The sequence below is a fragment of the Massilia cellulosiltytica genome, assembly GCF_047325105.1.
GTDB lineage: Bacteria > Pseudomonadota > Gammaproteobacteria > Burkholderiales > Burkholderiaceae_D > Telluria > Telluria orientalis.
In genome coordinates, this window is the sequence record NZ_CP168562.1 from 2,708,813 (window position 1) to 2,734,894 (window position 26,082).

Below are 26,082 nucleotides of genomic sequence, written 5' to 3' on the forward strand. Positions count from 1 at the left end.
GAGTACCACGAGCCGAGAACTTACGTCTAATCGTTTAAGGTCATCAATGCGAACCGTAACAAACTTCGATTCCAAACTATTCAGGTTATCTGACTCCGGGACGCAGCAGCCGCTCGGTGCTGATGCCGCCTATTGGCTTCATTCTCGACATGAAGCTCAAGGCATCAAAGCCGAGGCACCTCTTCCTGAGGACTTCGGTTGGTGCGCCGTCAAGGTGTGCAAATGAAGGAGATCTCGATGATAAGAAGCTGGCTCCTCCCCCTCGCCTTGGCGTTTTCGGTCGCCACGCCGGCCTTCGCGGCCGACCCTGAGCCGCGTCACGTCGTGCTCAAGAACACCCAGATCGTGACCGTGCAATCGAAGATCACCGGCAAGGCGCATGAGCTGATCGTGGTACTGCCGGACAGTTACGCATGGAGTCCGGGCAGGAAGTACCCGGTGCTGTACTTCCTCGATGCCTACTGGGATACCCCGCTGATGTCCGCGCTGCATGGCAGCCTCGCGTACGACAAAATGATGCCCGAGTGCATTATGGTCGGCCTGTCCTATCCCGACGGCACCGACAACAACGTCGAACGCATGCACGACTACACGTACACGGCGATGTCGGGGGCGCCCGGTTCAGGCAAGGGCGACCAGTTCCTCGACTTTATCCGCAAGGAAGCTGCGCCGCTGATCGAAGCCACCTACCGCGCCGACCAGGTGAACCGCGTCCTCGTCGGGGCTTCGCTGGGCGGCCTGTTCGCGCTCGGTGCCGCGTTGAAGGATCCGGATTTCTTCAACGGGTATGTCGCCGTGAGCCCGGCCGTCGTCTGGGATAACGGTGCGGTGTTCAAGCTGGAGGAAGCATTCGCCAAACAGAACCGGCCGCTGAAGGCGCGCATGTTCATTTCCGCCGGCTCACTCGAACCGGTCCAGTTCCGGGGCCCGATCGAACAGTTCGAAAAGCAGATAGCAGCGCGCGGCTACAAGGGGCTGGAATTGCAGAGCTATACGGTGGAGGGAACGAACCACGGCACCGTCAAGCCCGAGAGTTATCTGCGCGGCCTGAAATGGGTGTGGCAGGGACGCCAGTAAACGCCGCGGTCCGCTTAGGGTCGGCAGTTGCCTGTCGTGACAGTCCGATATTTTGTCGGCTCGGCAACATGCTATGCTGACTCGGCCAACAGCGGACCTATCAAATAAAGAAAATATGCTGCATCACTTGTCTATTGCTGTTTCTGACCTCGACCGCGCCTCTGCCTTCTATGACGCGGTTTTAAAACCCTTGGGATACACCCAAGTCTTTGCTGACGATGAAGCCGTGGGATACGGGTATGAAGGTGGTGACGATAAGCTGTGCTTGAAACGAGTGACGAAAGTCATGGTTCCCGGAGAAGGCTTTCATTTGGCCTTTGCTGCCACGGAGCCGGATCAAGTACACGAATTTCATACTGCTGCACTGCGCCACGGTGGGCGATGCAACGGCGCCCCAGGACCTCGACCGGAATATGGCGATAGCTACTATGCAGCCTTCGTTTTCGATCCTGAGGGGTACCGGATTGAGGCGGTCATCAACGTGTCTGTATAGTACCGCGAGTGACCGCAATGGATCGGGTACTGCTTGTCGCGATCGGACGCAACCGGCCAGAAGCTGTCGTTAGCTCGTTATTTAAGGAGGAAAGATGCTGAAGGTTGCAGTTATTAACGTTTTGAAGAAGAACTGGTTGATCGTGGTGTGTATTCTCACAGTAAGTGCGGTTTTCCAGTATTGGCGTGAGCACTCGGTTTCTCCGTTAATGCTTTTCCTCGTTCTGCTTTCTTCAATCGCAGCCGGACTTCTCGTCGCGCTCCCGGTCGAACTTCACAGATTACGTAATGGCCGTCAGTAGGAGTCGCTGATCCGCTCCGAATGCCGTGACCGTCCGGTATGGGTCGGTTCCGGACGGTCGTGATCATCCGTGACTTTTCAGATCCGGCAGAATGCTATTCTGAGCCGAACTGCCGAGATCGGTCAGAACCTGACGGAAGCCCAACTCATTGGAAAGGAAGTCATGGACTACCAATTGGTTCTCCAGTTCAAAGGGAAAACGATTCTGGACTTCGACGCACTGGTCACGCTCGAACAAAATTTGCAGCGGGTTGTAGAGCCGATAGCCGAGGTAGACGGGCACGACATTGGCAGTGGAGAGATAAACATATTCGTTTTTACCGCTGATCCGGTTGCAACGTTTGAACGAGCTAAGATGCTTCTCTCCGATGCATCCCTACTGGATAAGGTTGGTAGTGCTTATCGAGACCTACAATCCGATAAGTACACCGTTATCTGGCCCGAGAGTTCAGCGGAAGTTTTCACGATCGCTTAGTCCGCTTCGGGTCGGGAGCGGCCTGCCGTGACAGTCCGCGACTTTTCCAGCTTGGCAACGTGCTATGCTGAGCCGAACGGCCGAGTTCGGCCAAAAGCGCTCACTGGAACTTTATGTGCATTATCGAGCTGTCGTCGTCTGTACGTAACGAATCTGGATGTTTTCGAAGTATGTCAACGAAGAGTTTTTTTCAGAAGCAATCTATTGGACTCGCTGCGCTCGCCTCAACGCGTGACTGGGCAATTTTCTTAGGCGTTGTGCTCGGCTTTCTAGGTTTAGCAGAAGCCGCCTTGGCATGGTCATACTTGGACAAGGACGATCTGCAAATCATATTAATCGGCACATTTTTAGGAATGCTGCCTTCGGTCTTGATGTGCTTACCGGTGTACGGGACCGTCGACGGACTGTCACGCGATGCGCTTGAATCTTTCCTGCGGTCGAGCAAGTTCGTTCGTTATTCCGAACGAAACGAAACTCTGTTCTGTACCCAAAACACGCCCACATGGATGCGGTGGGACTCAAATCGCGTGACGATTCGGCCACTATCTAACGGACAGTTAAGTGTAACAATGCCACTTTACTGTTATCGGATTCTTAAGCAACGGAAATGAGCCGTTCGGCTGCCAACGTCCGCAGTGGGTCGGTTGCGGCCGCAGCTGTAGTCCGCAAGTGGCCAGGAGCGGCCGTTGATTGCTGGAGAACATGATGCAGTATCGCTATCAGTTCGCATCCGATATTGTTCGCATAAGTCGCTGACCATCTCGTTGTTTTCTGAAGGACTGCCATGCACAGAAATTGAGAAGCTAGTGTCGATGGCATGGAAAGAGCTTGGGTCTTTCGAAGACGGAACACCATTGTCGGAACAGCGTGAGCTGAACAATGGATAGTGAACTGTCTGCGTCGGGACGGATGCTGCCAGTCGTGACAGTTCGTGAATCTTTAGGTTCAGCACCCTGCTATGTTGGGCTGAACGGCCGAGGTCGGCTAAGAGCGGACCATCAAATTTCAAAAACAACGGTATCGGAAACAGTATGGACCTGTTCGATACCGTCAAGATGGCAAGCGGGGGGCACTAGTTCTTGAGCCGTCGTCAACATGTTCTTGCCGCATAGCCTCTATTTTTAGCTCGCTCTAAAATTGGGGGGATTACCGGGGCTATTCTCGAGTAGCGAAAAATACGGCGCCGACGACAGCAGCAGCGGCCGAAGTGATCACGTGGTGGCATCGGGTCTGGAAGGACGTCGGCGACACGCCATGATCGTGCTTGGCAAGTAAAGGAAAACGCTAGGAAAACAATGGAAAAGGTGTGGACCAGAAAGCAAAGCAGGCAGCACGTTGAAGAGGAAAAGAGCACATTAACGGTCTCCGTCGCAATACAGGTGAACCAATGCAAGCAAGCGACCACGACATCATCATCGTCGGCGCCGGCCCCACGGGCCTGATGCTGGCCGCCGAACTGGCATTGGCCGGCGTGGACGCCGCCATCGTCGAACGCAAGCCGGCGCAGGCCCGCGTGGGCGGCCGCGCCGGCGGGCTGCACGCGCGCACGCTCGAACTCCTCGACCAGCGCGGCATCGTCGACCGCTTCCTCGCCGCGGGCAAGACGCACCCGCGCGTCAGTTTCCACGCGGCCCTCGACATCAGCGATTTCCCGACGCGCCACAACTACCTGCTCGCGCTGGCGCAGGAACAGACCGAACGGCTGCTCGCGGCGTGGGCCGACGAATTGAACGTGCGGATCTACCGCGACCGGGACGTGGACGGTATCGCATGCGACGACGACGGCGTCGACGTCACGACGGCGCAGGGCACGCGCATGCGCGCGCGCTGGCTGGTCGGCTGCGACGGCGGCCGCAGCCGCATCCGCACGCTGGCCGGCATCGGCTTCCCCGGCTGGGACGCGTCGACGAGCTGGATCATCGCCGAAGTGAAAATGCGCGAAAAGCCGGTGCTCGGCTTCCACGAGGACGCGAGCGGCCGCCACGCGATGTCCATGCTGGAGGATGGCGAGACGGTCGGCGTCGTGCTGGCGGGTCGCGATCCGCGGGCGGCCGGCGAGCCCACGCTCGACGAACTCGCCGCGGGCCTGAACGCCATCTACGGGACCGATTTCGGCGTCCATTCCCCCACGTGGCTGTCCCGCTTCAACGACGCCGTGCGCCAGGCGGACACCTATCGCAGGGATCGCATCCTGCTCGCCGGCGACGCCGCGCACATCCATCCGCCGCTGGGCGGGCAGGGCCTCAATCTCGGCGTGCAGGATGCCGTCAACCTCGGGTGGAAGCTGGCGCAGGTCGTGCAAGGTATTTCGCCGGCGGCGCTGCTCGATACCTACCAGGCCGAGCGCCATCCCGCCGCCGCGCGCGTGCTGCGCAACACGATCGCGCAGGGCGTGCTGCGGCGCCCGGACGACCGCACGCCCGTACTGGGCGAATTCGTCGCGGAGATGCTCGCGATGGACGAACCCCGCAAGCGTTTCGGCGCGATGATCGCCGGCCTGGACATCCGCTACGACCTCGGCGAAGGCCACCCGCTGCTCGGGCGGCGCATGCCCGACCTGGACATCGTCACGGCGGCGGGGCCGACCCGCGTCCACGCGCTGCTGCATGACGCGCGGCCTGTGCTGCTCGATCTCGGGCTGGGCGCCACGGTCGACGGCGGCCGCGTGAAACGGGTCGAGGCGACGTTCGATGGCGTGTGCGACCTGCCTGTCGTCGGCGCGGTGACGCTGCCCGCCGCGGTGCTGATCCGGCCCGATGGCCACGTGGCGTGGGCCGGCGATGGTGGCGCGGACGGCCTGCGCGCTGCGTGCGCGGCCTGGTTCGGCGCCTGACCGGTGCACGCCCTTGTGCGTGCTCTCCAACAATGGTGCGCCACTGCACCAGCAGGCGGCGCGGGCACGTTCGCGGTGCGCAGGTCCGTGAGAATCGCCCCGGCCTGATGCGGGCCCGCTTCTTGCATAACTCCCCATGACGGCGCAATCGACGCCGGATCACCGATCAACATTGCCGCCTCATCGCGGTTCCTAGGGAGTATTTCATGGCGTACCTGGTGCCTTCAGAATTCGTGACCAAGATGGTCGACGCGGGCGAATCCAAGATCTATATGTCCACGCGCGATGCGCTGATCCGCGCCTACATGGCCGGCGCCATCCTCGCCTTGTCGGCGGTGTTCGCCGTCAGCTGCTCGGTGGCGACCGGCGTGCCGCTGATCGGCGCGCTGCTGTTCCCCGTGGGCTTCTGCATGCTGTACCTGCTCGGTTTCGACCTGCTGACCGGCGTGTTCGTGCTGACGCCGCTGGCGCTGATCGACCGGCGGCCCGGCGTCACGCTGCCGCGCGTGATCAAGCACTGGGGCATCGTCTTCGCCGGTAACTTCCTCGGCGCGTTCACCGTGGCCTTCCTGATGGCGTACATCTTCACGTTCGGCTTCCACACGGACGGCGGCGTGCTGGCCAAGACGATCGGCACGATCGGCGAAAAACGCACGCTGGGCTATGCGGAATACGGCTTCGCCGGCATGGTCACCCTGTTCATCCGCGGCATGCTGTGCAACTGGATGGTGTCGACGGGCGTCGTCGGCGCCATGATCTCGACGACCGTCGGCGGCAAGGTCATCGCCATGTGGATGCCCGTGATGCTGTTCTTCGCGATGGCGTTCGAACACTCGGTCGTGAACATGTTCCTGTTCCCGTTCGGGATTCTGACCGGTGCGCACTTCACCTTCCTCGACTACCTGGTCTGGAACGAGATCCCGACCGTGCTTGGCAACCTCGTCGGCGGCCTCGCGTTCACCGGGCTGACGCTGTACTCGACGCACGTGAAGACGGCGCCGAAGCGCTCGTTCACCAAAGTCTGACGACGCGCGCGCCGGCGTCGCCGCTTTACAGCTCATGTCGCAGCCGTTGACGCTCTCCGTCGGCCAGCACACGGACCGCGGCCGCAAGGCCGTCAACCAGGATTGCCACGGCGCGGTGATCCCGCGCGCGCCGCTCGCAGCGACGAAGGGCGCCGCGCTCGCGCTGGCGGACGGCATCAGCAGCAGCGCCGTGAGCCACGTCGCCAGCGCCACTGCCGTCGCGGCCTTCCTCGACGATTACTACGCGACGGCGGACGCCTGGTCGGTCCGGACGTCGGCCGAGAAGGTGCTCGCCGCCGTCAATGCGTGGCTGTATGCCCAGACGCGGCAGGGCCAGGACCGCGCCGACCAGGACTGCGGCCACGTCTGCACGTTCTCGGCGCTGGTCATCAAGTCGAACACGGCCCACCTGTTCCACGTGGGCGACGCGCGCATCTACCGGGTCCACGCGGGCGCAGGGGGCGCCAGCCTGGAACAGCTCACGACCGACCACCGCGTGTGGGTATCGCCCGAGCGCAGCTACCTGAGCCGCGCGCTGGGCGTGCAGGACCGTATCGAGATCGACTACCGCGCCGTGGCGCTGGAAGCCGGCGACCTGTTCATGCTGGCGACGGATGGCGTGTACGAGCACGTGTCGGGCGCCGATGTGCACGCCGCGCTGAAGGACGCGCCGGACCTGGACGCGGCCGCGTGCCGCCTCGTGCAGCGCGCGCTCGCCAACGGCAGCGCGGACAACCTGACCGTGCAGCTGGTCCGCATCGAATCGCTGCAGGCGCGCGAGGCGTCCGAACTGCTGCGCCAGATGGCGGGCCTGCCGCTGCCGCCGCTGCTGGCCCCGCGCGCGGAGCTCGACGGCTACCGCATCGTGCGCGAGGTGCACGGCAGCAGCCGCAGCCACGTCTACCTGGCCGAGGATCCGGACAGCGGCGCTCAAGTCATCCTGAAAATGCCTTCCATCGACCTGGCCGGCGACCGCGCCTACATGGAGCGGTTCGTGATGGAGGAATGGATCATGGGGCGCGTGCGCAGTCCGCACGTCGTCAAGCCGGCGCCGGCGCGGCGCCGCAACCATGTCTATGTGGCGGCCGAATACATCGAGGGCGTCACGCTGGCGCAGTGGTTGCGCAGCCAGCCGCGTCCCGGGCTGGACGCCGTGCGCCGCATCGTCGACCAGGTGGCGAAAGGGCTGCGCGCGTTCCACCGGCTCGAGATGCTGCACCAGGACGTCCGCCCGGAGAACGTCATGATCGATGCGGCCGGCAACGCGCGCATCATCGATTTCGGCTCGGTGAGCGTGGCCGGCGTCGTCGAGATGGCCTCCCATGACGAGGACTGGACGCTGCAGGGCGCCGTGCTGTACGCCGCACCGGAGTACTTCCTCGGCGAACGCGGCACCGTGCGGTCGGACGTGTTCGCGCTGGGCGTCCTCACATACTTCATGCTGACGGGGGAACTGCCGTACGGCGTCGGGATCCCGCGCGCGGCCGGGCGCGCGGCGCAGCGCCGGCTCGCGTACACGCCCGCGCGCGAACACGATCCGTCGATCCCCGCCTGGGTGGACGCGGCGCTGCACAAGGCGCTGCAGATCGATCCGCGCCGGCGCTACGAAGACGTCGCCGAATTCGTGTACGACCTGCACCATCCGAACAGCGCGCTTGCGCAGCGCACGCGGACGCCGCTGATCGAGCGGAGTCCGCTGCTGTTCTGGAAGGCGGTGTCGTTCGGGCTGGGGGTGGCGCTGGTGGCGGACCTGGCGTTGCGGCGCTAGGTGCGGGCCAGCCGCGCGAACGCCTCGGCGAACGCGCGTCCCGCGGCCTGCGCCCGCGGCGCACCCACGTCGAACGTGCAATGACGCAGCGACGGCGCCGCCGCGAGGCCGGCGTCCGCCAGCATGTGCTCCGCGCGCAGCGCGCCCAGCATCCCGTCCAGCATCACGTTCTGCATGTCGAGCGGCGCATTGTCCGTGTGGCCCGCATCGAGCACGCTGGGCGCGAACGCCATCGACACGGCGCCGTGGCGGACCGCCTCGCGCAGCGCGACGCGGCAGGCGCGGCGCAGCATCTCGCCGTCCAGCAGCGCCGGATCGCCCATGCCGATCACGAGCACGGCACGCGGCACCACGGCGGGCGGAGGCGACGTGATGAGCAGGGTCTCCAGCGGCTGCGCGCGGAATGCGCCAGCGGACCGCAGGCGCGCCAGCTGGCCGCCGAGCGCCTGGTCCAGCGCCAGCAGCCCGCCGGCCATGCCGCCGTTCATTTCGTGCTCGAACATGCAGGCCACGCTGAAATCGACGTCGGCGTGGGACGGGCCCCACGCGACGACGTCGAACACGACGCCGTCGGCGGTGCCGATGGGCAGGCGGATGGGAGTGGTAGCGGTCATGATGGGAGCATCGTACCGCCGATCGCGCCGGCATGCACCGGCCGAAGGTCAGGGGTGCGGACATATAATGTCGGTCTCATCAGACCAGGAGCCCATCCGCGTGAACGCCATTGAAAAAGCCAGCGCCTTCGTCGGCAAGACCTTCTCGTTGTGGGTGCTCCTGTTCGCGGCCCTCGGCTTCTTCGCGCCGCACCTGTTCGTCGGCTATAAAGCCGGGATCGCGCCGCTGCTGGGCATCGTCATGTTCGGCATGGGGCTCACGTTGTCCACGGAAGACTTCCGCGACGTGTTCCGCCGGCCGAAGGACGTGGCCATCGGCGTCGTCGGGCATTACCTCATCATGCCCGGCATCGCGTACGTGCTCGCCGTCGCGCTGCGCCTGCCGCCGGAGATCGCGGTCGGCGTGATCCTCGTCGGCTGCTGCCCGAGCGGCACCGCGTCCAACGTGATGACGTTCCTGGCGCGCGGCGACGTGGCGCTCGGCGTGTCGATCGGCGCGGTGTCCACGCTGATCGCGCCATTCGCCACGCCGGCGCTCGTGTCGCTGCTGGCGGGCGCTTGGATGCAGATTAATACGACGTCGCTGTTCATGGACATCGTGCAGGTGGTGATCGTGCCGATCGCGCTGGGCATCGTGGCGAAGACGCTGTTCCGCCGCCAGGCGGCGGCCAGCGTGAAGGCGCTGCCGCTCGTGTCCACGGTGGCGATCGTGCTGATCATCGCCATCATCGTCGCGCTGAACCAGAGCAAGCTGCTGACGAACGGCCTGCTGATGTTCGCCGCCGTCATCCTGCACAACCTGCTGGGCTTCGCGCTCGGCTATCTGTTCGCGCGGCTGTTCGGCATGGACCTCGCCAAGCGCAAGGCCGTGATGTTCGAGACGGGCATGCAGAATTCCGGCCTCGGCGCCGCGCTGGCTGCGGCCCATTTCAGCCCGCTGGCGGCCGTGCCGAGCGCGTTGTTCAGCGTGTGGCACAACCTGTCGGGGTCCGCGCTGGCGACGTGGTTTGCCCGCAAGGACGACAAGTAGTCCTGCGGCAAGCGTGCACGGCCGGTTTTCGAGTCCAGGCTATACTCGGCTCCGCCCGAGCATCGAAAGGAGAGCCGCGTGGCACAGCGCCCTGGAATCTTTCCCACTTTTTTCCTGTCCGGTTTCGAATGCTCCACCTTCCTGTGGGGGAAGGAGCGCGTGCGCCGCAACCTGGTGGCGGAAACGGGGCATGACCGCCATGCCGGCGACGACTACGCGCGGCTGGCCGGCCTCGGCATCGCCGTCGCCCGCGAGGGCATCCCGTGGCCGATGGTGGACAAGGGCGGCCGCTACGATTTTTCCGGCCTCGATCCGTACATCGCCGCGCTGAACGCGGCCAAGGTCATTCCGGTCTGGGACCTGTGCCACTACGGCTACCCGGACGATCTCGATCCGTACGTCGATGCGTTCGTCGACCGCTTCGCCGCGTACTGCCGCGCCGCGGCCGAGTATGTGGTGCCGAAGGTGCGCGGCCCGCACTTTTTCACGCCCATCAACGAGATCACGTTTTTCTCGTTCTGCGCCGGCGAATGGGGCTGGGCGGCGCCGTACCGCTGCACGCGCGATGACCGGATGCGGCTGCGGCTGGCGCTGTGCCGCGCCGCGATCGCGGGCGTGAAGGCGATCCGCGAAGTCGATCCGGACGCGCGCATGGTGCATGTGGATCCGCTGGTGCGCGTCGTGGCGCCGCGCGACCGTCCCGACCAGGCCGAGGCCGCACGCCGCGAAACGGAAGTCGATACCTTCCTCGCGTGGGACATCCTGTACGGCCGCGAGCATCCCGAATTCGGCGGTGCGCCCGAGGTGCTGGACATCGTCGGCGCGAACTCGTATTCGTTCGGGCAGATGGAATACCGCGAGCACGGCCCGCACGCGCCGCTGGCGCCGGACGACGACCGCATCGCGCCGCTGTGCGACATGCTGGAGACGGTCTGGCAGCGCTATCGCCGGCCGATGATCATCGGCGAGACGAGCGGCCTCGGTCGCGGGCGCGCGAGCTGGCTGCACGACGTGATGTGCGAATCGCTGGCCGCGGTGCGCCGCGGGATCGACCTGCAGGGGATCTGCCTGTTCCCCGGCATCGACATGCCGGACTGGCATACCGGCGAGTGGGTGCACAACGGGATCCACGACCTCGTCCCGCAAGACGGCGACCTGGAACGGGTGCCCGACCAGGCGTATGTCGACGAGTTGCGGCGCTGGCAGAAGGAGCTGAACCGCGTCACCGCGCTGGACGAAGACCCGTTCAGCGACCCGGTGGAACTGCAGGACGTGGTCGACGCGGCGCAGCGCCTCGACATGAAGCCGGATAAGAACTGGTGCTGAGGAACCGGTGCTGATGCGTCGGCCGAGACACCTGTCGGCCGCGATACGGATGGTGCTGCGACACCTGTCGCACGCGCGGTCCGCCTTTCTCCGTTTCCCCCCTGATAGCCCGTCCGTGCCGGCACTGGCACGCTAGTTGCGTTCAGCCCGGCGGCAACATCGTTCGGGACCAACCAACAATGAGGAGACGGATATGTCGAATTTACTGCCGCTGGCCGGCCGCTCGGCCATCGTGACGGGCGGCGCGCGCGGGATCGGCAAGGGGATCGTGCTGGAACTTGCGCGCGCCGGGGCCGACGTGCTGATTGCCGACCTGCTGGAGGATGCCATGCAGGCGACGGCCGACGAAGTCAGGGCGCTGGGCCGGCGCGCGCTCACCCGGCGCGTGGACGTCACCGACGCCACACAGGTGCAGGCCATGGTCGACGAGGCCGTCGCGGCGTTCGGCGCGCTGGGCATCCTCGTCAACTGCGCAGGGGTCATCAGCATCCGCCCGGTGGCGGACCTGGCGGAGAAGGACTGGGACGTCGTCATGGACGTCAACGCCAAGGGTACGTTCCTGGGATGCCGGGCCGCGCTGGCGCCGATGCGGGGGCAGGGGTGGGGCCGCATCATCAACGTCGCCTCGATCGCGGGCAAGGAAGGCTTTCCCAATCTCGCGCACTACAGCGCGTCGAAGTTCGCGGTGGTGGGGTTCACGAACGCGCTGGCCAAGGAAGTGGCGCAGGAGGGTATCACGGTGAACGCCATCTGTCCGGGCGTCGTACGCACCTATATGTGGGATCGTCTCGCCGACGAATGGAAGCAGGAGGGAGAGTCGGTCGAGGATTCCTGGGCGCGCCACCAGCTCACGCTCATCCCGCAGGGCCGCGCCCAGACACCCGAGGACATGGGCCGCATGGCACTCTTTCTCGCCACGATGGACAACGTGACCGGCCAGTCGGTCAACGTGGATGGCGGCTTCACCTTCCACTAGCCGCCGCGCACCGCTTTCAGGAAGCCGGGACGGTACGGCGGTGCCGTCCTGTCGTTACCCCCGGCGCGCCGTCCTGCGGCGGCGCGCCGTTTTTTTTATTGCGATGCCAGGATCGCTTCGACCGCCGCGATCTCGTCGCCCGCGAGCGGCGCCATCTCCACCGCGCGCACGGCATCCAGCACCTGCTGCGGCCTGCTCGCGCCGATCAGCACGGAGGCAATCGAAGGCTGGCGCCTTACCCAACCCAGCGCGAGCTGCGCGAGCGTGCGCCCGCCCGCCTGCGCGACCTGGTTCAGCGCCTCGATCATGCGCAGGCGCTCCGGCGTGATGTGCTCCGGCTTGAGGAAGCCGACCTTGCCCGCCGCGCGCGAGTCGGCCGGCAGCGCGCCGCCGAGATAGCGGTCGGTGAGAAGGCCTTGCGCCAGCGGGGAAAAGGCGATGCCGCCGATGCCTTCGCGCTCCAGCACAGGGAGCAGGTCCGCCTCCGGCTGGCGCACCAGCATGTTGTAGCGCATCTGGTGGATCACGAACGGCGTGCCCAGGCGGCGCAGTTCCGCCGCGGCGGCCGCCGTGCGTTCGCCGTTGTAGTTCGAGATGCCGGCGTACAGCGCGCGGCCGCTGCGCACGATGTAATCCAGTGCCGCCATCGTCTCTTCGAGCGGCGTGGCGGGATCGGGGCGGTGGTGATAGAAGATGTCGACGTAGTCCAGGCCCATGCGCCTGAGGCTCTGGTCCAGGCTCGCGACGAGGTATTTGCGGCTGCCCCAGTCGCCGTACGGTCCGGGCCACATCGTGTAGCCGGCCTTCGTGCACACGACCATTTCGTCGCGGTACGGCTTCAGGTCCCGCGCGAGCAGGCGGCCGAAGTTTTCCTCGGCCGACCCGGGCGGCGGGCCATAGTTGTTGGCGAGGTCGAAGCACGTGACGCCGTTGTCGAACGCCGCGCGCACGATCCAGCGCTGGCGATCGAAATCGTCATTGCCGCCGAAGTTGTGCCACAACCCCAGCGACACGGCGGACAGCCGCAGGCCGCTGCGGCCGCAATGCGGGTAGGGCATCGAACCATAGCGTCCGGCCGCCGCCTCGTACATCATGGATTGACTTTGCCCGCGCCGGCGGCCGGCTTGCAGACGTAGATCGTGGCCGGCTTGCCGTCCGGCGAGCGGTATTCGCGCTCGACGGCGGCACGGGACGCGTCGACCAGCGCGTGCGGCACGACCGCCACCACGCAGCCGCCGAAACCGCCGCCCGTCATGCGCACGCCGCCCTGGGTGCCGATCACGTTCTTGACGATCTCGACGAGGTTGTCGATGGCGGGCACGGTGATCTCGAAATCGTCGCGCATCGACGCGTGCGATGCGGCCATCAGCTCGCCCAGGCGTTCCAGGTCGCCGGCCTGCAGTGCGTCGGCGGCGGCCAGCACGCGGTCGTCTTCCGTCACCACGTGGCGCGCACGGCGCAGCACGACGGGGTCCAGTTCGCCCGCGCGGGCTTCCAGCGTGGCCAGGTCGAGGTCGCGCAGGGCCGGGATGCCGAAGTGGCGGGCGGCCGCTTCGCACTGCTCGCGGCGCACGTTGTAGGCGCTGTCCACGAGGCCGCGCGTCACGTTCGAATTGAAGATCATGATGGCGGCGTTGTCCGGCACCGGCACCGGCTTCACCTCCAGCGAGCGGCAGTCGATCATCAGCGCGTGGCCTTCGACGCCGCAGGCGGAACTGATCTGGTCCATGTTGCCGCACTTGGTGCCGACGAAGTCGTTTTCCGACGCCTGCGCGATCAGCGCGATGTCGATCGGCGACAGCGCCTCGAAGCCGGGCAGGGTCGCGAACAGGCGGCCCACGGCGACCGACAGCGAGGCCGACGACGACAGGCCCGCTCCCTGCGGCACGTCGCCCGCGATGGCCATGTCCATGCCCTGCATGGGCAGGCCGCGCTTGACGAACTGCTCCACGACGCCGCGCACGTAGTTGGCCCACATCGGCTGGTCCACGCGGCCGATGGGGGCGTCGAGATCGTATTCGTCGAGCGCGTCGCCGTAGTCGGCCGCCACGACGCGCACCTTGCGGTCGCTGCGCGGCTTGGCGGCGATGGCGGTGCGGTAGTCGATGGCGCAGGGGAGCACGAGGCCGTCGTTGTAATCGGTGTGCTCGCCGATCAGGTTGACGCGGCCCGGGGCCTGGACGAACAGCGTGGGGGCGGCGCCGAATGCGGTTTCGAAGGCGGCGGCGGTGCGGGAGAGACGGGTATCTTGCATGTCAGGTCGTTTGGTTGGATTCGGTGTCGAGGTAGTGCACTTCGGATTGCGCGCGCAGGCGTTCGGCCGCCTGTTCCGGGGTCAGGTCGCGCTGGGCTTCGGCCAGCATCTCGAAGCCGACCATGAACTTGCGCACCGACGCGGAGCGGAGCAGCGGTGGGTAGAAGTGGGCGTGCAGCTGCCAGCCTTCCGCGTCTTCGTCCGGAATACCGTACGGTGCGCCGTGCCAGCCCATCGAATACGGGAACGAGGTCTGGAACAGGTTGTCGTAGCGGGTGGTCAGGCGCTTCAGCAGCACGGCCAGGTCGGCGCGCTGGGCCGGCTGCAGCTCTTCCAGGCGGCGCACGGCGAAGCGGGGCAGGACCAGCGTCTCGAACGGCCACGCGGCCCAGTACGGGACGATGGCGACCCAGTGTTCGGTCTGGACGACCACGCGTTCCTGCGCGGCGATCTCGCGCTCGGCCACGTCCAGCAGCAGGCGGCGGCCCTGTTCGGCGTGGTAGGCCTTCTGCTGGCGGTCTTCGGCGGCCGGCAGGTTCGGGACATAGCTCGTCGCCCAGATCTGGCCGTGCGGGTGCGGGTTCGAGCAGCCCATCACGGCGCCCTTGTTCTCGAACACCTGGACCCAGCGGTACTTGGCGCCCAGCTCGGCGGCCTGCGCGCACCACGTGTCGACGACGCCTTCCAGCGCGGGCAGCGACAGTTGCGGCAGCGATTTCGCATGGTCCGGCGAGAAGCAGATCACGCGGCTCGTGCCGCGCGCGCTCATCGTCTGGAACAGCGGGTCGGCGCCCTCGGCGGCTTCCGGGGTGTCCGGCATCAGCGCGGCGAAGTCGTTCTCGAACACATAGGTGCCCGTGTAGTCGGGGTTCTTTTCGCCGTTGACGCGGGTATTGCCCGGGCACAGGTAGCAGGTCGGGTCGTGCGACGGCCTGGCGGAGCGGTCGACGGCTTCCTGCTGCCCCTGCCACGGACGCTTGGCGCGGTGCGGCGACACGAGGACCCAGTCGCCTTGCAGCGGGTTGTAACGGCGGTGCGGATGGTCGGATGGATTGAACATGGTCTTCTTCTGCGATTCGGAAATAGGATGCTCGAAAAGCCGCGGCCGGGCGGCGCGGCGCGCATACCGGTGGAAGCAGAGGCTGGCGCCGGTGTCTGGGGCCATTCTACCGTCGGTCGCGCCGCGCACGTCTGCACAGGCGTGCGGGCTTTTCCTGAGGCAAGAAGCTTAACGTGATGCCGGGAAAGGAGTTATACCCAATGCAAGGGCAAATATCCTGTTTTTATATGGCAAAGGCTCAATGCGGTCGTTGCAATCGAAGCAACAGCCAGGCGATGGCGCCCGTCACGAGGGCGGTGAATCCCAGCACGAGCCAGAAACCGTGCGGATGCTGGGACAGCGGCACGCCGCCCACGTTCATGCCCAGCAGGCCTGCGATCAGGTTGATCGGGAGGGCCATCACCGTCACGATGGTCAGCAGGAACAGGCTGCGGTTATTGTCCTCGTTGACCCGGGCCGCGATCTCTTCCTGCAGCAGTTTGATCCGTTCATGCAGCGCGGCCAGGTCGGACAGCACGACCGTGAATTCCTCGGTCGACTGGCGCAGTTCCTGGCGGTCTTCCGGCGCCACCCAGGACGGAGGACGCTGCAGCAGGCGGAAGAGGGCGGCCGGTTCCGGCGCCAGCAGCCGCTGCAGCCGGACGAGCACCCGCCGCAGCGCGCCCAGGTCTTCGCGCCGGCGCGTGAGGCGGCCGGCCAGCAGCTGGTCCTCGGCGGTGTCGACCCGCGCCACGGCATCGCGCACGATGTTGACGAGGACGTCGGCCTGGTCGCGCAGCAAATGCACCAGCAGCTCGACGCTCGACCGCAGCGGCGCCCCGTTCAGCACATCCTGGCGCAGGCGCTCGATGGATTCCAGCGGCTTGCGCCGGGCCGTGATCACGCCGTGCGGCGTCACGTGGACCCACAGCGTGGAGATCTCGGCCGTATCGACCGAAAAATTATGCAGGACGTCGTTGACGACGGCGATCAGGGCGCCGTCCGCCATTTCGATGCGGGTGGAGCGCGAGCCCTGGTGCAGCGTCTCGTAGAATTCCTCGGGCAGGCCGGCGTGGGCGCGCAGCCAGCGCTCGCTGGCCGCATTCGACAGGTTGAAGTGCAGCCAGACGAACTGCCCGGGGACGGGGGCGTGCAACCAGGTCTCGGCGTCCTTCGCGTCGACGGACACCGCTTGCGCGGCGTCCTGCAACAGGAAGCCCCAGACCAGCCCCGTCACGTCGGAGCCGTAGTTGAACGCCGGTGTCGCCATCATCCATCCCATGCAAGCCAGAGGTGACGGCATTGTAGAGCATCCCGCACCGTCGTTCCCGCGAAGGCGGGAACCCATGCTGATTCATCGAATTCGGATGCTGTGCGCCAGAAGCATTGTTATGGAAATCTGATGGTCAGTATGGATTCCCGCGTGCGCGGGAATGACGGTTCATCTGCGACGGTCAAGCGGACAAGGTCGTGTCGTACCGCTTCCCGCCGATCATGACGTTCGCCAGCTTCAGCCCCCGCACGTTATATGTGTACCACGGATGCGCCGCGTTGACGGGCGTGCCGAAGTCGCAGTCCGTGATCGTCACGTCGCGCACCGGCAGCACGGCCGGCGCCGGCGCCGGCCCGTTGTAGTCGGACGCCACCGGACCGAGGATGACGAACGCCTGGAAGCACGACGCGAGCGACCCGTCCTTCGTCTTCACGTTGCCCACCCTGACCTTCGAGATGTGCACGTTGCGCACCTCGGGCGGGCGCACGCGCACGTTGTCGGCGCGCGGCGTGTAGTCGCAATCGAACGTGACGACGGCGCCGGCGGCCGTGGCGACCGTCCTCGATGCGATCGGAGAACCCGGCAGTGACGCATAGAACGACGGCGACGTCTGCACGCCGTTCGGGATGCTCACGTTGCGGACATAAAAATTGCGCAGGAAGCCGCCGCGGTTCATGTTGGTCTTCAGGCGGATCGCCGTGTTCAGCGGGTTCGTCGCCCAGTTCATGTTCTCGAACACGAGGTCCTGCGCGTACACGTTCTGGATGCCGCCCGCCATCTCGCTGCCCAGCGTGACGGCGCCGTGGCCGCTCTGCATCGTGCATTTCTGGATGACGATGTTCTGCGACGGGCCGTACTGCGTGTCGAGGTTCTTGCCCGCCTTGATGGCGATGCAGTCATCGCCCGTGTTGAACTGGCAGCCTTCCACGAGCACCGTGTCGCACGCTTCCGGATCGAAACCGTCGCTGTTCGGCCCCAGGCTGTTCGCGTGGACCTTGCGGATCGTGAGATTGCGGCACGCGACCGGATGGTGCTGCCAGAACGGCGTTTGGATGACCTGGTAGCCTTCCAGCAGCACGTTCGTGCACCCGATCAGCTGGATCATCGGCGGACGCAGGTAGTGGCCCACGCCGAACACGCGCTTCGCCAAGGGCACGCCCGCTTCCGACAGCGCGGGCAGGTACGCGTCGTCCGCGCGCCACTTGTCGCCTTCGCCCTGGATCAGCCGGCGTTTTTCCTCCGGCAGATTCGGCGCCACGTCGGCCAGCGACTTCGGATTCAGTTCATTGACCTGGTTCTGCGCCAGCTTGCCGGGCACGTAGTTCGGCGACTTGTCCTGGGCGACCGAGTTGATCGTCGCGTTCTTGCCCTTCCACGTCCACCAGCAGTCGGCGCGGCCGGGGAACGGCACGCCGCCCTGGCCGTCGAGGATGGCCGTCCAGTCGTCGCCGGTGAGGGCGATGTTGTCCTGGTTGCGCGCATAGATCATGGGCGAATAGTTCAGGCAGTCGTTGCTCTGCCAGCGCGAGACGACCAGCTTGCCGTTCGGGCCGCAGTCGACGTCGCCGTATTTCGCGTAGTCGGCCGGATCGTTGCTGAAATAGACGTGCGCGCCGCTCGCGAGGTGCACGTTCACGTTCGACAGCAGCACGATCGGGCCCGCGCAGAACCAGTCGCCCTTCGGGATCACGACGCGGCCGCCGCCCCCGGCGTGGCATTTCTCGATGGCCGCCCGGAACGCGGCGTAGCAGTCGTGCGCGCCCGGCGCGGGCGTCGGCAGGTCGGCCTGGTCCTCGAACGACACCCACGCCTTCACGGGCACGAGCTTGCATGGCGCGGCGCCGAAATCGGTGACGAGATACTCCGCCTTGCGGAACTTGACGGGGTTGGCGAGGCGCTGCGCGATGCCGGCCGCTGCCTTCCACGGATCGGGAACGGCCGCCGCCAGCGCCCGTCCGGGCCCCGACAGCGCGAGACCGGCGACGGTCGCGGTTTTCAAAAAGCCGCGGCGGGCGTCGAATGATTGCTTCATGGTGTCTCCGTCATTCAAGGGTACTCATTTGCGTTATCGTATTCGCCGAGGTAGACGTCGGCGGGGACGGGCCGTTGGCCTGGCGGTGCGAACGGCGTGCCGGCCAGGTTGTCCCAGTAATCGTCCGAGCTGAATTGCGCGGGGCGGTGCGCCAGCGTGCCGTTGCGGTTCCATTCCGACCACGGCGTCGTCTTCTCGAAATGCGGGCCGATGCGCGAGCGCAGGATCACGGCCTTGCCGACCGTCCCCAGCGTGCGCCGGCGGATCGTGCCGTTCGGCGCCTTGTACACGTCCACGTCGCCCAGCCGGCACGTATAGCCCTCGACGGGGATGAAGCCGTACGGCGTGCAGCGCTCGTTATGGAACCATTGGCGGGCAAAGTAGAACTGCGTGTTCGCCGCGCCCGGCGCATCGCTCGTGAAGCGGCAGCCGTCGAACACGAAACCGTACTTCGCGCGGCGGTTCGTGTCCGGCGCGGCCACGTACGACGCGGCGCGGCCGCCGATGGCGTGGATGGCGCAGTCCTTGAAGACCGCGATGGTGTCGCCGAAGATGAAGTCGACGTCGCCTTCGATGTGCGTGTCGTGGAAAAAGCTGCGCACCGTTGCCGTGCCGTCCTGCGAGCTGAGGAACAGCGTGTCCTGCAGGCCGAGCAGGCGCACGCGCTCGAACTGCGCCTTGTCGGCGCCGTCGACGCGCAGCGCGACGGCCTGGTGGTGCACGCGGCTGCCGCCCGTCGTGTCGGGGCAGTTGTCGCCTTTGCACTCCGCATGCGCGACGGCACCGTCGCGGTTGTACGCGTTCTCGATCGTCAGGTTGCGGGCCTGGAAGCCGTCCGCGCGCACCCACACGGTCGCGGAGCCCGTCGTCTGCAGGGCGGGCAAATCCTTCAGCGCGTCGACCATCGCCCGCACACCTGGCGCCGCGTGCTCGAATTCGGCGGCGTAGCGGCTGCGGTAGGCGGCGCCCGTCGTCGAGGCGTCCAGCGCGGCGCTGATGCGCACGGCCTGCGGGTCGGCGCCGGCGCCATCCAGGGTGATCGGCGGGGCGCCCGGCGGCACATAGACGAGTTCCTGGTACGTGCCGGGGGCGATGCGGATGACGACGCGGCGCGTACCGCCCGCCGCCACGGCGCGGTCGACGGCCGCCTGCACGGTGGCGAAACGGGTTGTTCCGTCCGCCGGTGCGCGCGCATCGACCGAGTAGTCGGCATGCAGTGGCGCGCCGGTCGCGAGCGGATCGGCCAGCGGATCCCACGGCTCGATGCGTTCGTTGCCGACGGGGCCCACGTACTTCAGCACCTCGCGGTAGTCGTAGGCGCGCGCCTGCCCGGCCGTCAGCTGCGGGCGCATGGAACGGACCGCCGGCTCGGGAAACGGCAGGAACCGCCCGGCGCAATCGGCCTCGGCGCCGAACGCGCCCTGCACGCGCGCATGTTCCTGTTTGATGTCCGACCCGGCGGCGGTCGCCACGTCCTTCAAGTCCAGCACGAGCGGATGCGCCTCGTCATATCCCTGCAGCAGGATGCGCCCCGGGGTCGTGCTGCGCACCCGCTCCATGCGGATGGCGGCGTAGTCGGGGATGAGCGCACCCGGTTGCGCCGGCTGTTCGTAATGCGTCGTGATCTCGATGGGAGACCGGATGCCGCGCAGGCACACGTCGCGGTAGACGATGCCATCCACCCGCCCGCCGCGCATGTCGTTGCTCTTGATACGCAGGCCGGACGTGGTCCCGTCCATCGCCAGGTCGTCGACGAGGACGCGGCGCACGCCGCCGTTCGTCTCGCTGCCGATGGACATGCCGTGGCCGCTGTAGAAGCGGTTGTGCAGGATCGAGACGTTCTCGGTCGGCCCGTTGCCGCCGGCCTTGATCGCCACGTTGTCGTCGCCGGTGCGGATGATGCTGTGCGCGATGGTCACGTTGCGCGACGAGATCGGGTCGATGCCGTCCGTGTTGCGCGCGTCGTGGGGCGTGTCGATGACGACGCCCCACGCGGTGAAGCCGTCCACGTTGTTCAGCGTGACGTGGAAGTTCGGGGAATTTTTCAGCGTGATGCGGTACAGGGTGACGTCGCGCGCCTTGTCGGCCTGGATCAGGCGCGGCACGTTCTGGCGGGTCTTCTCCTTTTGCGCGCGGCGGGCGATCTGCCACCAGGTCTCGTCCTTGCCGGCGATGCGCTGTCCGCCCTGGCCGTCGATGGTGCCGGTGCCCATGATGCCGGCGCCGCGCACGCCGTCGAGCAGGATGAAAGGCCGGCAGCCGCGGCCCGATGCATCGTTCGTGCCGCACGTGCCGGCGCCACGGTCGAACAGGCGCGGGTCCGTGCTGGCGTACAGGGTGGCGCCTTTGTCGACGAGCAGTGTGACGCCGTCGCGCAGTTGCAGTGGCCCGGCCACGAAGCTGCGCTTGTCGTTACTGGCCGCGAGCACCACGGCGTGGCCGGGCGCGCACTTGTCGATGGCCGCCTGGATGCGCGCGGCATCGTCGCGGCCCGTGTTCGTGGTCGCGCCGATCAGGACCGCGCAGGCCGGCGGGACGACCGGCTCGCGCACGGCGCGCGTGTCCTGTGCGTGCGCCTGCGCGCCGGCGAGCGCGCAGGCGAGCAGGGCGAAGCGCCTCAACGCTTGCCCCCGTCCCTGAAGTAGGCAGCCGTCTCCGGCCGCGCCGTCACCAGCTCGCGCTCGACCATCCGCGCAAAGAAATCGGCGCCCCTGGTGCCGAGGTGCGTGCGGTCGAACGCCGTCTTCGCGGCGCCGGCCGGTTCGACCTTGTTCGGATCCACAGGCATCCCGTAGCCCGGCGGACGCGGAACGACCGCCAGCGTATCCGCTTCATCCTGGCCCATGGCCTGGACGGCGGCCACGCTGTCCCGGTTCAGGTCCAGCAGCACGGCGTGTTCCTGGGCGGCCGCGCGCCGAGTCGCCTCGGCCCACGGCGCCAGGTCATTGCCGAGATACGCGCCCTTGAACGTGCGCCGGGTCAGCGGCGTGACGAGCACCGGCACGCCGCCCAGGTCGCGCGTCTCCCGCGCATAGCGCGCCATGTTGACGGGGAACTGGGTGACGAGGTCGGTCGAGCGCCCCGGCTTGCCCGGCTGGTCGTTGTGGCCGAACTGCACGAGCACGTAGGTGGCCTTGAACGACGCGCCGTCCTTCAGCATGCGCTGGACTTCGTCCCAGCGGCCCTCGGCGCGGAAGCTGCTGGTACTGCGGCCGCCCCGTGCGAGGTTCACGCAAGTGACGTCCGGCGTGAAGCGCGCGCAGAATGCGTCGCCGTAGCCGCTCTTCGTGGCCATCGTGGAGTCGCCGACGAGGATCACGCGGATAGTCGCGTCGGCGGCGCTGGCCTGGCCGGCCAGGATGAGGCTGGCCAGGACGATACGTTTCAGTCGTGTCGCTTGCATTGCGATTACTCGAAATCGTAGCTGACGCGCAGGTTCCACGAGCGACCGATCGGATTCGCGACGCTGCTCAGGTAACCGCTGCTGTAGATCGTGTTGTTGGTGATGGGCGGGGCCTTGTCGAACAGGTTCGTGACGCCGGCCGTGATGCGCACCTGCTTCTGCACGCGGATCGAGCCGGTCAGGTTCCACGTCGAGAACGACGGGATGTCGCGGTAGTACGCCGACGTGACGGCGGTGTTGGCGTCGCGGTAATGGCTGTTGAAGTTGTTCGTCAGCTGCGCCGAGTAATCGCCGCTCTGCCACGACAGGCGCAGGTTGTGCTTCCAGCGGAACGTGATGATCGGGTAGCTCGACGTGGTGCCGTTGCTGGCCCAGCCGAACTGGCCGACGTTGGACATCCACGGGCCGTTCGGCACGAGCTGGTTGTCGAAGCGGGTCAGGTAGGTGCCGTCGATGGCGGCGCCGAACGTTCCGAAGCGGTTGCGCGCGATCTCCCAGTGGGCCGACACGTCGACGCCGCCCGCGATCTGGCCACCCAGGTTCATCGTCGTGTTGTTGATGTAGGCGAGCGAGCCGTCCGCATTACGCACGAACAGGTTCTTGTAGTCGGCGTAGTTCGTGAAGTAGACGGTCTCCGGCAGGTTGGCCAGCATGTCCTTCATGTTGACCTGCCAGTAGTCGAGCGACGCGGTGAACGAGCGGGACGGTTCGAACACGACGCCCAGCGTGCCTCCCTTGGAGCGTTCCGGCTTCAGCTGCGAGTTCGAACCGGTCAGCTTGTTCAACTTGGCGTTGCAGACATCGGCGGCATCCACGCCGGGCACCGCCGTGCCGGTACCCGGCATGGTGATGGACGGGCCCGGGCACAGGACCGGATCGTCCCAGCGTCCCGCCGTCGTCGTGTTGGCGACGGTGGTGCGGTAGCCGTAGCGGTCGAACAGTGTCGGCGCGCGGAAGCCCGTGTTGGCCGAGCCCCGGAACATGAGCGTCCTGGTCGGCTGCCAGCGGAAGCTGATCTTCGGCGTGACGGTCGAGCCGACGTCGCTGTATTTGTCGACCCGCACGGCGCCGTTCAGCGTCAGGGTCTTGGTGACCGGGGCGTCCACCTCGCTGTACACGCCGATGATGTTGCGTGCGCTTTCCCCGTGCGCCGGGACGACCTTGGCATAGGTGATGTCGGCGGCCGGCCCCAGCTTGGTGTCTTCGTTGGTATCGCGGTGGATGTCGGTGCCGATCGCGATCGCGAGGTCGCCGCCGGCGAGGGCCATCAGCGATTTGCTGATGTTGCCGTCGATGCCATAGTAAGAGCTCTTCGAGCTGCGGTTCTGCATGCCGTCCGCGGCGATCGAGTCGAGATAGTCGCGGCCCGCCTGGTCCTGCAGGCCGAACGGGTTCAGCGTGCCGTTCGCCAGGCCGTTGATCAGGCCGATGCCCGAGTAGTAGCCCGACTGGAAATAGCCCTTGCGCTGGGACAGCCCGTAGCTCATGCCGGCCCGGTAGTCCCAGGTGCCGACGTGGCCGTCGGCGGACACCAGCAGCCGCTGGTTGATCTGGTTGTCGCGGGTCACGGCCGGTCCGCCGTCGGCCACCGCCCAGGACACGGTCAGCGGCTGGTTGGTGATGCCGGCGACGGCCGGCACCCCGCCGCTGCCGCCCGGATACCATTTGCTGGTCGATGGCAGGATCGCCTTCGCGCTCCCGACGGCGACCGCCTGCGTCGGGTTCTTGTAGCCGAAGATCGATTCGTCGCCGCGGGTGTATTCGACGGTAACGGTGTTGTCGGCGTCGATGCGCTTGGTCGCTCGCGCGTACATCGTCAGCTGTTTGTTCGGATGCAGGGCCGAGCCATAGGTGTCGTCGTCCAGTACGCACGTGTTCTTCGCGCCCTGGACCGAGTAGGGACTCAGGCAGCCGCTCGCGTAATACGGGTTGGCGGCGTTCTTGTTGGCCGAACTCGTGAAGTTGGCGGGTGTCGCGTACCCGCCGGAGGCGGCGCTGCGCGGCAGGCCGATCGCCGCCATCGCCGCGTCGTCCGGAATGAAGCCGGTGCGGTCCGACAGCTTCAGGCGGCTGCGCTGGTGGAAGTCGACGGTGCCGTAGATGTTCCAGCCGTCGCGCGCGAGGTTGCCCTTGCCGAACGTGGCCTGGATGCGCTGCTCGTCGCCGCCGCCGCGGCGCTGCGGCTGCACGAGCTGCACGGTGACGTTGCCGCCCTCGACTTCGCGCTTGGTGATGAAGTTGACGACGCCGCCGATCGCGTCCGAACCGTAGATCGACGACGCGCCGTCGCGCAGGATTTCCACGCGTTGCAGCGCGCTGATCGGGATGACGTCGAGGTTCGCGTAGCCGTCGGCGATGGCCTCGTTGGCGAGGCGGCGGCCGTTCAGCAGCACGAGGGTGCGGTTCACGCCCAGGCCGCGCAGGTTGATGTTGGTGCCCGAGCCGGCGTTGGACGGCTGCAGCGACGCCGACTGCGGCAGCGCCATCATCACGTCGGCCAGCGTGGTCATGCCCTGCTTGACCAGTTCCTCGGCCTTGATCGTCGTGACGGGCAGGGCTTCCTCGGTGGCGATGCGCTTGATGCTGGAACCGGTGACCTCGACGCGCTGGATCGGCGCGTCGCTTTGCTGTGCCTGCGCCTGCTGGGCGAGCGAGAGGACCGCGAGCGCGATCGAGGACATGACGAAATGGCGGGGCGGGGTGCTGCGGGGGTATTTCATGAAGCTGTCTCCTGTTTTTATGTCGATGACGTGTCGGCGTCCGCAGGGGGGAGCGGCGTCGATGGTTGCTTCTTACAAAACCAGCCTGGCGAGGTCGAACCGCATGCATGCGGCTCTGTGTTTGAATTCATTCTAGATTGGTCTGACCACAAGATCAATGTGGCCAGACCAGATTATGGCGAGTGTGTGCTGGAAAAGCAACACATACGATGACTGATCTCAGTTTGCGGCGGCTTTCAGCGCGATGCGGACGGGGTGCGCCGCACGCTTGGCCTCGGCCGCCACGTAGGCCTGCCACGCCGCCCTGGACGTGATGCGGCCGGCGCGGTCCCACGCGGCGCCGACCCAGTAGCGCAGCGGCTTGCCCGATTCCACGCGGGCCAGCACGAGGTCGTTCAGGGCGTCCTGCGCGAAGCCGGTCGCCGTGGGCAGCACGACGGCCGTGCCGAACGCGCCGTTCGACGCCTGCTCGACCCATTGCAGCAGCGCGTGGTTCGCATCGTCTTTCACGAGCGCGATGCGCGCTTCCTGCTTCTTGTCCGAAGGCGTCCTGTTCAGGCCGACGGCCACCGTCAGCGCGGACGGTCCGCCGAACGTGAACGTGCTGTCGATCTGGTCGAGCTGGCGGCCGGCATCGACGGTGAAGCGCTTGGTTTCCGTCACCTGGGTACCGGCGGCATTCCACGCGGCGTACGACAACTCGAACACGGCGCGGATCGGGCCATTGGCCAGGACCTTCCAGCCGGCCCAGTTGCTGCTCGTGTAAAGCTGTTTGCCGTCCCACACGCCCGTACCGCCGGCCCCGCGCGAGCGGCCGACGTTGTACATGTCCATGCCTTCGCCTTCGTCCTTGTGGTAATGGTCGTGACCCTTGTTGTACCAGCGGTCCACGATGGGGTAGTCGACGCGCTTGAACCAGATATCGAGGCCGCTCGTCTCCAGCACTTCCTTGCCGCTGCCCGGCGCGGCCGGTGCGGCGAGGGCGGGGCCGTAGGTGCGGTGGCCGATGACGTCGTTTTCCCACGCGAAATCATCGAGCCGTTCGGGCACGTAGCGCGCGAACGCCTTCGGTGCGAACGGCGGCGTGAGCGTGTCGCTCTTTTCGACGACGAACGTCGCCGTCTTTTCGCCGGGCTTGAAGTCGTGCTGGAACAGCAGTTCGCCGTACGCCGCGCCGACACCGTGCGGGTCCTTGGCCAGCGGCGCCACGTTCGTCACCTGGTAGGGCAACACGTGGCCGGCCGCATCCTTCACGACGAGGCGCTGGATCAGCGCGCCGGGCAGCGCCGCGTTCACGTCCTGCCACGGGACGACGATCGTTTCGGAAGGACGCGCGGCGTCGAGGTCGTGGGTCACGGTGACGGTGAGGCGGTCGGCAGCGCCGGCGCTCGCGGACAGCACGAGGCCTGCGGCGCAAAACATCGTTTTCGCTTGCATGGTCGGG

Annotated in this window: 19 protein-coding genes; 9 read left to right on the forward strand and 10 right to left on the reverse strand. The window is 66.4% G+C overall.

Going from position 1 to position 26,082, the window contains the following annotated elements; genetic code table 11:
* Nucleotides 1–237: 237 nt before the first annotated feature.
* The 6 genes from ACEN9H_RS11960 (at nucleotide 238) to ACEN9H_RS11985 (ending at nucleotide 7,971) form a co-directional block, all read left to right on the forward strand.
* Nucleotides 238–1,077, forward strand: a complete 840-nt coding sequence (locus tag ACEN9H_RS11960) for an alpha/beta hydrolase (RefSeq protein ID WP_413674913.1) — start codon at nucleotides 238–240, stop codon at nucleotides 1,075–1,077.
* 73 nt (nucleotides 1,078–1,150) lie between these two features.
* A complete protein-coding gene (locus ACEN9H_RS11965) occupies nucleotides 1,151–1,570 on the forward strand; it encodes a VOC family protein (protein WP_413674914.1) in 420 nt (139 codons plus the stop codon).
* Between the two features lie 370 nt (nucleotides 1,571–1,940).
* Complete coding sequence (locus tag ACEN9H_RS11970) at nucleotides 1,941–2,345, forward strand: hypothetical protein (RefSeq protein WP_413674915.1); 405 nt, start codon at nucleotides 1,941–1,943, stop codon at nucleotides 2,343–2,345.
* Between the two features lie 1,387 nt (nucleotides 2,346–3,732).
* Nucleotides 3,733–5,178, forward strand: a complete 1,446-nt coding sequence (locus tag ACEN9H_RS11975) for an FAD-dependent oxidoreductase (protein WP_413674916.1) — start codon at nucleotides 3,733–3,735, stop codon at nucleotides 5,176–5,178.
* Nucleotides 5,179–5,384: 206 nt separating this feature from the next.
* The gene (locus ACEN9H_RS11980) at nucleotides 5,385–6,203 is read left to right on the forward strand and encodes a formate/nitrite transporter family protein (protein WP_056125252.1); all 819 of its coding nucleotides are present in this window, start codon (nucleotides 5,385–5,387) and stop codon (nucleotides 6,201–6,203) included.
* Nucleotides 6,204–6,237: 34 nt separating this feature from the next.
* Complete coding sequence (locus ACEN9H_RS11985) at nucleotides 6,238–7,971, forward strand: protein kinase domain-containing protein (RefSeq protein ID WP_413674917.1); 1,734 nt, start codon at nucleotides 6,238–6,240, stop codon at nucleotides 7,969–7,971.
* Here ACEN9H_RS11985 and ACEN9H_RS11990 read toward each other — a convergent pair.
* Complete coding sequence (locus ACEN9H_RS11990) at nucleotides 7,968–8,585, reverse strand: M17 family peptidase N-terminal domain-containing protein (RefSeq protein WP_413674918.1); 618 nt, start codon at nucleotides 8,583–8,585, stop codon at nucleotides 7,968–7,970. The genes ACEN9H_RS11985 and ACEN9H_RS11990 overlap by 4 nt on opposite strands.
* Before the next feature lie 100 nt (nucleotides 8,586–8,685).
* Here ACEN9H_RS11990 and ACEN9H_RS11995 point away from each other — a divergent pair, with 100 nt between their 5' ends.
* From ACEN9H_RS11995 to ACEN9H_RS12005, 3 genes are all read left to right on the forward strand, one after another.
* On the forward strand, nucleotides 8,686–9,615 hold the full coding sequence (locus ACEN9H_RS11995) for a bile acid:sodium symporter family protein (RefSeq protein ID WP_413674919.1): 930 nt from the start codon (nucleotides 8,686–8,688) through the stop codon (nucleotides 9,613–9,615).
* 78 nt (nucleotides 9,616–9,693) lie between these two features.
* On the forward strand, nucleotides 9,694–10,941 hold the full coding sequence (locus ACEN9H_RS12000; protein ID WP_413674920.1) for a b-glycosidase: 1,248 nt from the start codon (nucleotides 9,694–9,696) through the stop codon (nucleotides 10,939–10,941).
* A 193-nt stretch (nucleotides 10,942–11,134) separates the two neighbouring features.
* A complete protein-coding gene (locus ACEN9H_RS12005; protein WP_371769383.1) occupies nucleotides 11,135–11,917 on the forward strand; it encodes an SDR family NAD(P)-dependent oxidoreductase in 783 nt (260 codons plus the stop codon).
* Between the two features lie 95 nt (nucleotides 11,918–12,012).
* On the opposite strand, the gene ACEN9H_RS12010 is transcribed toward ACEN9H_RS12005, so the two are convergent.
* The 9 genes from ACEN9H_RS12010 to ACEN9H_RS12050 form a co-directional block, all read right to left on the reverse strand.
* Nucleotides 12,013–13,011 carry an aldo/keto reductase gene (locus ACEN9H_RS12010; protein WP_056125260.1) on the reverse strand — a complete coding sequence of 333 codons (999 nt, stop codon included), beginning with the start codon at nucleotides 13,009–13,011 and terminating at the stop codon, nucleotides 12,013–12,015.
* Nucleotides 13,008–14,171: a galactokinase gene (gene galK / locus ACEN9H_RS12015; RefSeq protein WP_413674921.1), complete on the reverse strand. Its 1,164-nt coding sequence runs from the start codon at nucleotides 14,169–14,171 to the stop codon at nucleotides 13,008–13,010. The genes ACEN9H_RS12010 and galK overlap by 4 nt, the downstream gene beginning before the upstream one ends.
* A 1-nt stretch (nucleotide 14,172) precedes the next feature.
* Nucleotides 14,173–15,231 carry a UDP-glucose--hexose-1-phosphate uridylyltransferase gene (locus ACEN9H_RS12020; RefSeq protein ID WP_413674922.1) on the reverse strand — a complete coding sequence of 353 codons (1,059 nt, stop codon included), beginning with the start codon at nucleotides 15,229–15,231 and terminating at the stop codon, nucleotides 14,173–14,175.
* 238 nt (nucleotides 15,232–15,469) lie between these two features.
* Nucleotides 15,470–16,480 carry a transporter gene (locus ACEN9H_RS12025; RefSeq protein WP_413675575.1) on the reverse strand — a complete coding sequence of 337 codons (1,011 nt, stop codon included), beginning with the start codon at nucleotides 16,478–16,480 and terminating at the stop codon, nucleotides 15,470–15,472.
* Between the two features lie 184 nt (nucleotides 16,481–16,664).
* Nucleotides 16,665–18,515, reverse strand: a complete 1,851-nt coding sequence (locus tag ACEN9H_RS12030) for a glycoside hydrolase family 28 protein (RefSeq protein ID WP_413343652.1) — start codon at nucleotides 18,513–18,515, stop codon at nucleotides 16,665–16,667.
* Nucleotides 18,516–18,529: 14 nt separating this feature from the next.
* Nucleotides 18,530–21,136, reverse strand: coding sequence for a pectinesterase family protein (locus tag ACEN9H_RS12035; protein ID WP_413674923.1), 2,607 nt, complete (start codon nucleotides 21,134–21,136; stop codon nucleotides 18,530–18,532).
* The gene (locus ACEN9H_RS12040; protein ID WP_413342842.1) at nucleotides 21,133–21,918 is read right to left on the reverse strand and encodes a rhamnogalacturonan acetylesterase; all 786 of its coding nucleotides are present in this window, start codon (nucleotides 21,916–21,918) and stop codon (nucleotides 21,133–21,135) included. Before ACEN9H_RS12040 ends, ACEN9H_RS12035 begins: the two co-directional genes overlap by 4 nt.
* 5 nt (nucleotides 21,919–21,923) lie before the next feature.
* Entirely contained in the window at nucleotides 21,924–24,638 is a 2,715-nt protein-coding gene (locus ACEN9H_RS12045; RefSeq protein WP_413674924.1) for a TonB-dependent receptor plug domain-containing protein, read from the reverse strand.
* Nucleotides 24,639–24,857: 219 nt separating this feature from the next.
* The gene (locus tag ACEN9H_RS12050; RefSeq protein WP_413674925.1) at nucleotides 24,858–26,075 is read right to left on the reverse strand and encodes a DUF4861 family protein; all 1,218 of its coding nucleotides are present in this window, start codon (nucleotides 26,073–26,075) and stop codon (nucleotides 24,858–24,860) included.
* Nucleotides 26,076–26,082 lie beyond the last annotated feature (7 nt).

Coding starts and splice junctions, on each gene's coding strand:
- ACEN9H_RS11960 (WP_413674913.1), top strand. CDS start 238: ATGATAAGAAGCTGGCTCCTCCCCCTCGCCTTGGCGTTTTCGGTCGCC.
- ACEN9H_RS11965 (WP_413674914.1), top strand. CDS start 1,151: ATGCTGACTCGGCCAACAGCGGACCTATCAAATAAAGAAAATATGCTG.
- ACEN9H_RS11975 (WP_413674916.1), top strand. CDS start 3,733: ATGCAAGCAAGCGACCACGACATCATCATCGTCGGCGCCGGCCCCACG.
- ACEN9H_RS11980 (WP_056125252.1), top strand. CDS start 5,385: ATGGCGTACCTGGTGCCTTCAGAATTCGTGACCAAGATGGTCGACGCG.
- ACEN9H_RS11985 (WP_413674917.1), top strand. CDS start 6,238: ATGTCGCAGCCGTTGACGCTCTCCGTCGGCCAGCACACGGACCGCGGC.
- ACEN9H_RS11990 (WP_413674918.1), bottom strand. CDS start 8,585: ATGACCGCTACCACTCCCATCCGCCTGCCCATCGGCACCGCCGACGGC.
- ACEN9H_RS12005 (WP_371769383.1), top strand. CDS start 11,135: ATGTCGAATTTACTGCCGCTGGCCGGCCGCTCGGCCATCGTGACGGGC.
- ACEN9H_RS12010 (WP_056125260.1), bottom strand. CDS start 13,011: ATGATGTACGAGGCGGCGGCCGGACGCTATGGTTCGATGCCCTACCCG.
- galK (WP_413674921.1), bottom strand. CDS start 14,171: ATGCAAGATACCCGTCTCTCCCGCACCGCCGCCGCCTTCGAAACCGCA.
- ACEN9H_RS12020 (WP_413674922.1), bottom strand. CDS start 15,231: ATGTTCAATCCATCCGACCATCCGCACCGCCGTTACAACCCGCTGCAA.
- ACEN9H_RS12025 (WP_413675575.1), bottom strand. CDS start 16,480: ATGGCGACACCGGCGTTCAACTACGGCTCCGACGTGACGGGGCTGGTC.
- ACEN9H_RS12030 (WP_413343652.1), bottom strand. CDS start 18,515: ATGAAGCAATCATTCGACGCCCGCCGCGGCTTTTTGAAAACCGCGACC.
- ACEN9H_RS12040 (WP_413342842.1), bottom strand. CDS start 21,918: ATGCAAGCGACACGACTGAAACGTATCGTCCTGGCCAGCCTCATCCTG.
- ACEN9H_RS12045 (WP_413674924.1), bottom strand. CDS start 24,638: ATGAAATACCCCCGCAGCACCCCGCCCCGCCATTTCGTCATGTCCTCG.
- ACEN9H_RS12050 (WP_413674925.1), bottom strand. CDS start 26,075: ATGCAAGCGAAAACGATGTTTTGCGCCGCAGGCCTCGTGCTGTCCGCG.